The 6,431-nt window shown below is 46.7% G+C and carries 7 protein-coding genes, 1 pseudogene and 1 riboswitch; of the genes and pseudogenes, 7 read left to right on the top strand and 1 reads right to left on the bottom strand.

Annotated features, from left to right (window positions below; translation table 11 throughout):
- Positions 1-477: 477 nt before the first annotated feature.
- A complete protein-coding gene (locus B3K91_RS00660) occupies positions 478-1,419 on the top strand; it encodes a DMT family transporter (protein ID WP_292593834.1) in 942 nt (313 codons plus the stop codon).
- Positions 1,420-1,698: 279 nt separating this feature from the next.
- Here B3K91_RS00660 and B3K91_RS00665 read toward each other — a convergent pair.
- Positions 1,699-2,868, bottom strand: a pseudogene (locus tag B3K91_RS00665) (cation:proton antiporter).
- 34 nt (positions 2,869-2,902) lie between these two features.
- A riboswitch (Fluoride riboswitch) is annotated at positions 2,903-2,977 on the bottom strand.
- A 50-nt stretch (positions 2,978-3,027) separates the two neighbouring features.
- On the opposite strand from B3K91_RS00665, the gene B3K91_RS00670 reads away from it, so the two are divergent.
- From B3K91_RS00670 to B3K91_RS00695, 6 genes are all read left to right on the top strand, one after another.
- Positions 3,028-3,228 (top strand): hypothetical protein, encoded by a 201-nt coding sequence (locus B3K91_RS00670; protein ID WP_103133753.1) that lies wholly within the window; start codon positions 3,028-3,030, stop codon positions 3,226-3,228.
- On the top strand, positions 3,225-4,124 hold the full coding sequence (locus B3K91_RS00675) for a carbon-nitrogen hydrolase family protein (RefSeq protein WP_292593295.1): 900 nt from the start codon (positions 3,225-3,227) through the stop codon (positions 4,122-4,124). The genes B3K91_RS00670 and B3K91_RS00675 overlap by 4 nt, the downstream gene beginning before the upstream one ends.
- Before the next feature lie 154 nt (positions 4,125-4,278).
- A complete protein-coding gene (locus tag B3K91_RS00680; protein ID WP_292593836.1) occupies positions 4,279-5,211 on the top strand; it encodes a D-alanine--D-alanine ligase family protein in 933 nt (310 codons plus the stop codon).
- 46 nt (positions 5,212-5,257) lie between these two features.
- Positions 5,258-5,431, top strand: a complete 174-nt coding sequence (locus tag B3K91_RS00685) for a hypothetical protein (protein ID WP_292593838.1) — start codon at positions 5,258-5,260, stop codon at positions 5,429-5,431.
- A 276-nt stretch (positions 5,432-5,707) separates the two neighbouring features.
- Positions 5,708-6,001, top strand: a complete 294-nt coding sequence (locus tag B3K91_RS00690) for a hypothetical protein (protein WP_292593840.1) — start codon at positions 5,708-5,710, stop codon at positions 5,999-6,001.
- A complete protein-coding gene (locus tag B3K91_RS00695; RefSeq protein WP_292589035.1) occupies positions 6,001-6,414 on the top strand; it encodes an amidohydrolase family protein in 414 nt (137 codons plus the stop codon). The genes B3K91_RS00690 and B3K91_RS00695 overlap by 1 nt, the downstream gene beginning before the upstream one ends.
- Positions 6,415-6,431 lie beyond the last annotated feature (17 nt).

The raw sequence follows: 6,431 nt of genomic DNA on the forward strand, positions 1-6,431 counted from the left end.
TCAAACGATTAGACAATTCTTTTGTAGGGGCGAACGGCTGTTCGCCCTCCTAATGAACTGATATCCTAGGTAAAAAGCTTTTCAAATTCATTAAGGTATTCGGTGAAGATATCGACCAATCTAGATGGTTGTGCGGCAGCATGTTCTTTCAACAAATAATTCATCAATCTGTCTCGGCCTTTTTCCGGTCGGAGAACGGCGAACATTCAACGGTTGACGTGTCGATTGGAGTCTTCTCGTGAGCGAAGCGAGCATCTCAACAATGCCCTTTCTCGATTCATCTTCTCGGGGAACGGGTCTTCGTTCTTAAGCGTGAAGCCGCACAGAATATCCCCCATTATCAAACTTACAAGTAGGTGGGGCCCCCTTCGACCACAAAAAAAGAACAAGTTTGCGTGTCTATGCGCTCCGGTAAAAGTAAAATGCCGTCAAATGGAAAGAACTACGTGTCTGCCGGTTTTAGTGTAGACTTATTTCATGGATATTCTGAAGAAGAAGTGGATGGCGGCTTTAATCGCTGTATTCTGTTCAGTTCTCTGGGGAAGCGCTTTTCCCGTTCTTAAACTCGGTTACGAGGAGATGGCAATTTCCCCGGATGATGTTTCAGCTAAGCTTGTCTTTGCCGGAATCAGGTTTTTGGGAGCCGGTATTATGGTGCTTCTGCTTTCGATACCTTTGGGTAGAAAGGGAAGAGTGAAGTTCGTTAAGAAGGACTACATGCATTTGTTTGCACTTGGAGTATTGCAGACTTTTCTTCTGTACTTCTTCTTCTATAATGGGCTCAGTCATACAACGGGAATGAAGTCTTCGATAATAATGGCGGGTGAGAACTTCCTTGTGATCCTTCTCGCTCACTACATTTACAAGAATGATCGCCTGAGCTGGAAAAAGATACTTGGGATGATACTGGGATTCGCGGGGGTTTTCCTTGCAAATTTCGAAGCGGGATTCACTCTGAGTTTCGTGTTCAAAGGTGATGGCTTCATGTTGATCGCAGCGACTATCGGTGCATTCGGCACTATGTATGCCAAATGGATGTCGGCGAACCGATCTCCCTTTCTCGTGTCGGGATGGCAGCTCTCGATCGGCGGCTTTCTTCTCCTCATCGTCGGTCTTCCCGGGTTGAAACAGGATTCGCTCGTTTTCACGCTCAAGGGCAATCTCCTTCTAGTGTATTCTATGCTTCTTTCGGCCATAGCCTTTTCCTTGTGGTATGCGATTCTCAGCTTTCACAAAGCCGGTGAAATCACTATGTTCCGATTCGTTATTCCAGTTGCCGGCGTCTTTCTCTCCGCAGCCTTCATTCCAGGAGAGGCCCTCAATTCGTACATGGCGTTTGCCCTCATATTGGTTTCGGCCGGTGTTGTGGTTGTCAACTGGAAGAACAGGGCAGTCTCAGAAGATAGGTCCGCTCGGTAGATCTGAATATACTTTCGGAAATTAGCATAGGGTACCTAAGGCCCATCGTGAGCTTTGAGCACTACCTATTGCCGAAAAGGATTGCGCAGAACTTCTCTTCAATCAAAAATCACTCCGGCAGAAAGCCGCGGCAGATAAACCGGAGTAATCGCTTTAACTTGCTTTTTGGTTTGAAATGAAACGGAGTCAAGAGTGATCGACGATTTCTCCGGATCGAAAAGAGCCTTCACATTTCATAACTTTATGAAGAGAGTCGAAGAGAAGATGTGGTCGACTCTCTCAGGTGCTCTTCGCGAATCTTCTTGCGGCGAGTCTGATGCCGATGGCGCCAAGAGGGGCCGTTATTAGGATCGAGAGTACTGAAACCGAAAGTATAACATCTCCGTAAGCAACTCCCATTGCTAAGGGTATTCCTCCCACTGCAGCCTGAACTGTGGCTTTGGGCAGAGAAGAAATCATGCAAAAGAGTCTTTCGCGGAGAGTCAGTTTCGAACCGAGAGTGGCCGCCAGAACGCCCGCGCTTCTGAATATGAGTCCAATAAGAATTACAAGTAGTCCCATTAGCCATGAGTCGCCTATCGCACGTACGTTAACACTTGCACCCACTAGAACGAACAGGAAGACCTCGGCGACCACCCATATTCTCTCCATTTTTCCTGCAATCCTGTCGACGGCTACCGGAAGCCTCTCTCGCAGGACAAAATCTATCGCCATAACACCCAGAAGAGTTGCTACGGGGAGTACTTCCTCGAGTTTATGGAAAACGAACGCAATCATTAGAATCAAGAGAACCCTCTTCGTGTCTCTGATATGGAATCTTTTGAAGAGCAGGCTGAAGAGAAAGCCGATTGCCGCGCCAAGAGATATACCGAGAACAATCTCTACCGGCACCATAAGAAAGGACATTCCGATACTGACATCCTATCCTCCTTCAATTCCCAAAAAGACCGTAAAGAGTGTAATAGCCACAACGTCGTCTATTGAAGCTGCCGCCAGAATAGTAGAAGGTGTTTCGTTTCTCTTTCCGAAGTCCTTTTCTTTCAGTCTCAGCATCTCGGGAACTACTACCGCAGGCGAAACCGCCGCGATTATGAAGCCGAGCATTTCACCTTGAACGAGGCTGAGATTCAGGAAGAAGTGAGCCATTACCATAATTGAGAAACCTTCGAAGAGGCTTGGAAGAAAACTAAGGCGAAGAGCGAGGGGACCTATCTTCTTGATGATTCTCCGATTCAATCCGAGACCGGCGCGCATCAGAATGACTATGAGCGCAAGCAGCCGGACTTCATCGGAAATTGAGAGCAATGATGTGTCGATGAGATTCATTGCATCCGGTCCCAAAGCTATTCCAAGCGAGACCAGTCCAATCAGACCGGGAAGACGGATTCTTTCAAAGAGGGAAAGCACAACTATCGAGAGAATAACTATAAGGGAGATGCTAAGAATCATATACTCCTCCAGAGTCAAGCAGGACCAGGCTGCAAATTTGGTAGAAGCTATCAGCTGGAGGCGTTTCTGGAGGAGTCTGCTCAAGGCAAGCTTCATTGCCTAGAGAATTATATAGTCCATGCGTTATACTGTCAATGACCAGTAAACGGAGGTGATCTCTTGAGCACTTTTCTAGCCATTGTCGGTGCATTGTTCCTGCTATATCTTGCAATTAGGTTCTTCCCTGCGTTGATTATTGTTGTAGCCGGCGTAGGAGTGATAATGATAGTGATATTTGCCATAGCAGGTCTTTTTGTTGTCTTCCTGCCGATCTTATTGGTTGTTGCTCTAATATTGATTATTGTTAAGCTTGCGTCATGAAAGACACCGATCTTACTGCAATTCAGGTCTGGTTCGATCAGGAGTCTTATGGCGAAGAGACATTTCGCAGAAAGATGAGAGACTATGCGAGTGAGGCTTCACTTCTATGGAAGGGGAGTAACCATATCATTGCCTTCCCGGAGTTTTTTGCAACATTTCTGTACCCTTCCTTCAGGAAACTCAGCTTCGCGGAGACGACAACAAAGACTCTTGCAAAGTATGCAATTAAGAATATGGGGTTCTCTCTTAATCCTTTGAAGAAGGCTTTTCTAAGAGATGCCCTTGGGATAGAAGCCTACTATCACGGAGTTTTCAGTACCATTGCCAGGGAGTTCGAAACTTATCTTCTTGCCCCGTCGATATTGCTTCCCATAATCGATGAAGAATCTGAGAGAGGGAGATTCATTAGGGATGGAAGGCTCTATAATATCGCCTACTTATTCAATCCTGAGGGAAAGTTGTTGACAAGAGCCTTGAAGCACAATCTTACCAAAGCCGAGAGCTCTGTGTTGTTTTCCAGAGGAGAGCCAGTCGATAATGTGGTTCATACGGAGATTGGCATAATAGGTATAGCGATTTGTTACGATATGTTCTTTCAAACCGAAATCGAGAGACTGGACGCAGCCGGTTGCGAAGTGATACTGGTTCCCTCCTGCAATTTTGCTGAGTGGAAAGGATCGATGCGCGGTTCGACGCAGGAGAGGATCTGGTTTCGCGATGGACCGATCAGGGCATCATTGTGTAGAGAGAAGATTCGCTATCTCGTAAATCCGATGGCGATTGGGATTGTTGGCAGAGACAAAGCGCAGGGAAGATCTTCCATCTGGTCCAGGGGAAGAGCTCTTGCCGTTGCCAGAAAATTCGATGGGGAAGAGATTCTCAACGTCACGACATAAAGCGATGAGCTTCATCAGCAACACTAGTCGAAGTCCACTCTGTCTTTTGAGACCGGGGTTCTCCTTCATTGATACTAAATCAGGAAACCGAAAACGAGGAATATGTATAATTCCTTTGTAGTGATACTTTGAAGATGTCCCAGGGAGGAATGTTATGAGAATCACTGTCGTTCACGACATGACAATCGATTTTCATCATGAAGAGATGGTCAGGAGTGTTGTTAGTTCACTCGAGAATAGTTTTGAAGTTGATTCCAGACCATTCGAGATCGATGCTGTTAGCGTACTTAGAGGCACTGATCTCGTGTTCAATCTCACTACCGCCATGGGTAATACCGAGAGGCAGATCCATCTTCCGGCCGTGCTGGATCTTCTGGGAGTACCCTTTACCGGCTCCGGTGCTACGGCAAACGCTCTCTGTATTAACAAGACGCTCACAAAGTTGATCATGAAGGCCTATGGGATATCCACTCCCGAATTCTTTTCGGTTCGTCCCGGAGATATTGTCGACAACCTCCCGTTCAGCCCGGCAATTGTCAAACCCGTTAAAGAAGGTGGCGCAAAAGGTATCTGGGAGGACTCGGTTGTTGTAAGCGTTGATGAAATGCAGAAAGCTGTTTCACGTATCCACGAGAGATTTGGACAGCCCGCTCTGGTTGAGAGGTTCATTGAAGGAAGGGAATTTACCGTTGGAATAGTTGGCAGTGAAGTTCTGCCAATAATGGAAATAGATTTCTCGTCGTTGCCAGATCGCCTTGAGACTTTCTATTCCTACAGGGTGAAACAGTTCTACGGTGACGAGACAAATTACATCTGTCCCGCGAAGATCTCACAGAGAGAGGAATCAGTGGTAAGCGAGTTCTCACTGAAGGTCTTCGGGGCGCTGGATCTAAAGGACTATTGCCGTATCGATTTGAAGATTGACGACGAAGGAAAGATCTACTTCCTGGAGGTCAATTCCCTTCCTCTTCTAGTACCTGATTACTCAGATATCGTCAAAATGGCCGAAGCAAGAGGGTGGAGCTACGGCGATCTCATTAACAACATCGTCGCTTCAGCAATAAGTAGATATGGAATCGGAGAATAAAATGGGAGTCTATGAAGAGATCCTAGATTACATAAGGTAGATCCCGGTGATTGACACGCACGAGCACCTTGTTCATGCAGAAGATCTGCTTGAAGGAAGAGACGATGTTCTTCAAGAGTTCCTTCTTCACTATATGAGCTCTGATCTGATTTCTTCGGGACTTGAGTCGAAGACCCTGGAAGTTGCCCGAGATAGAAACAGAGATCTCCTTGAACGCTAGACACTTATCGAACCACACTGGGAGTTTTGCCGACATACCGGTTACGGCAGGGCTCTCGATGATTCGGTTAGAGCGATATACGGGATCGACGGAATAAGAGGTTCGACCATAGAGGAGCTCGGAGAGAGGTTCAGAGAGGCAAACAGACCGGGACACCTGAAAGAGATCCTGAAGGATCTCTGTAACATAGAACTTGCGATAATAGATCCCTGGACCGGTCGATTCGAATGCGACAGGAGCCTATTCAGGAGGGTATGGCAGCCACAGAACTACATAATGCCAATGCCACCGGAATTCGATATAGTAGGATGGCTGGAGGAGACCTATGCCGTAAAAATAAGATCGCTCAGCGACTGGCTAGAGGTTTTCGAAAGGGAGCTGGATGAGAATCTGGCAAATGGCATCATTAGTCTGAAGAGTGTTATTGCTTATCAGAGGTCGATTAGATTTGAAGAAGTGAGTTTCAAAGACGCTGCAATCGTGTTTCAAAAGGCTCTGAAAGAGAGAACCGAGAAGTGTGTGTATGGAGACAAGAGTCTAGTTCTACCCAAAGTAGTGCAGGATTTGTGATGCATCATATCCTTTCTGCAGCGAATGAACGTGGAGTTTTCGTTCAGTTTCACGCCGGTTTGCTGGAAGGAAATCGTAGAATGCTAAGCAACTCAAATCCAGAACTCTTAGAGAACCTATTCCTAAAATACCCGGGAGTGAAATTCGATCTCTTTCACATTGGATATCCTTACTGGGGAGTGACTGCGGCCTTTGCCAAGACCTATACAAACGTATTCATCGACCGCTTGCGCTGGGGTGTGTGCACGCTCTTTGAAGTGCGTCCCGCATCGATCCGCCTGGCCGAGCTTCATCCGATGTATTCGCTCTTCACGTCATTAGTAGGTCTGTGCAATATGTTCTTACAGGAACCAACAACCGCTCTCTTGGGATTATTTCAAGGAGCGGCCTTTGCAGTTCTCAAAGACGAGTAGGGTCAAGAGATGGCGCG

It is taken from the genome of Mesotoga sp. UBA5847 (genome assembly GCF_002432735.1).
Classification (GTDB): domain Bacteria; phylum Thermotogota; class Thermotogae; order Petrotogales; family Kosmotogaceae; genus Mesotoga.

Coding starts and splice junctions, on each gene's coding strand:
- B3K91_RS00660 (WP_292593834.1), top strand. CDS start 478: ATGGATATTCTGAAGAAGAAGTGGATGGCGGCTTTAATCGCTGTATTC.
- B3K91_RS00675 (WP_292593295.1), top strand. CDS start 3,225: ATGAAAGACACCGATCTTACTGCAATTCAGGTCTGGTTCGATCAGGAG.
- B3K91_RS00680 (WP_292593836.1), top strand. CDS start 4,279: ATGAGAATCACTGTCGTTCACGACATGACAATCGATTTTCATCATGAA.
- B3K91_RS00690 (WP_292593840.1), top strand. CDS start 5,708: ATGCCAATGCCACCGGAATTCGATATAGTAGGATGGCTGGAGGAGACC.
- B3K91_RS00695 (WP_292589035.1), top strand. CDS start 6,001: ATGCATCATATCCTTTCTGCAGCGAATGAACGTGGAGTTTTCGTTCAG.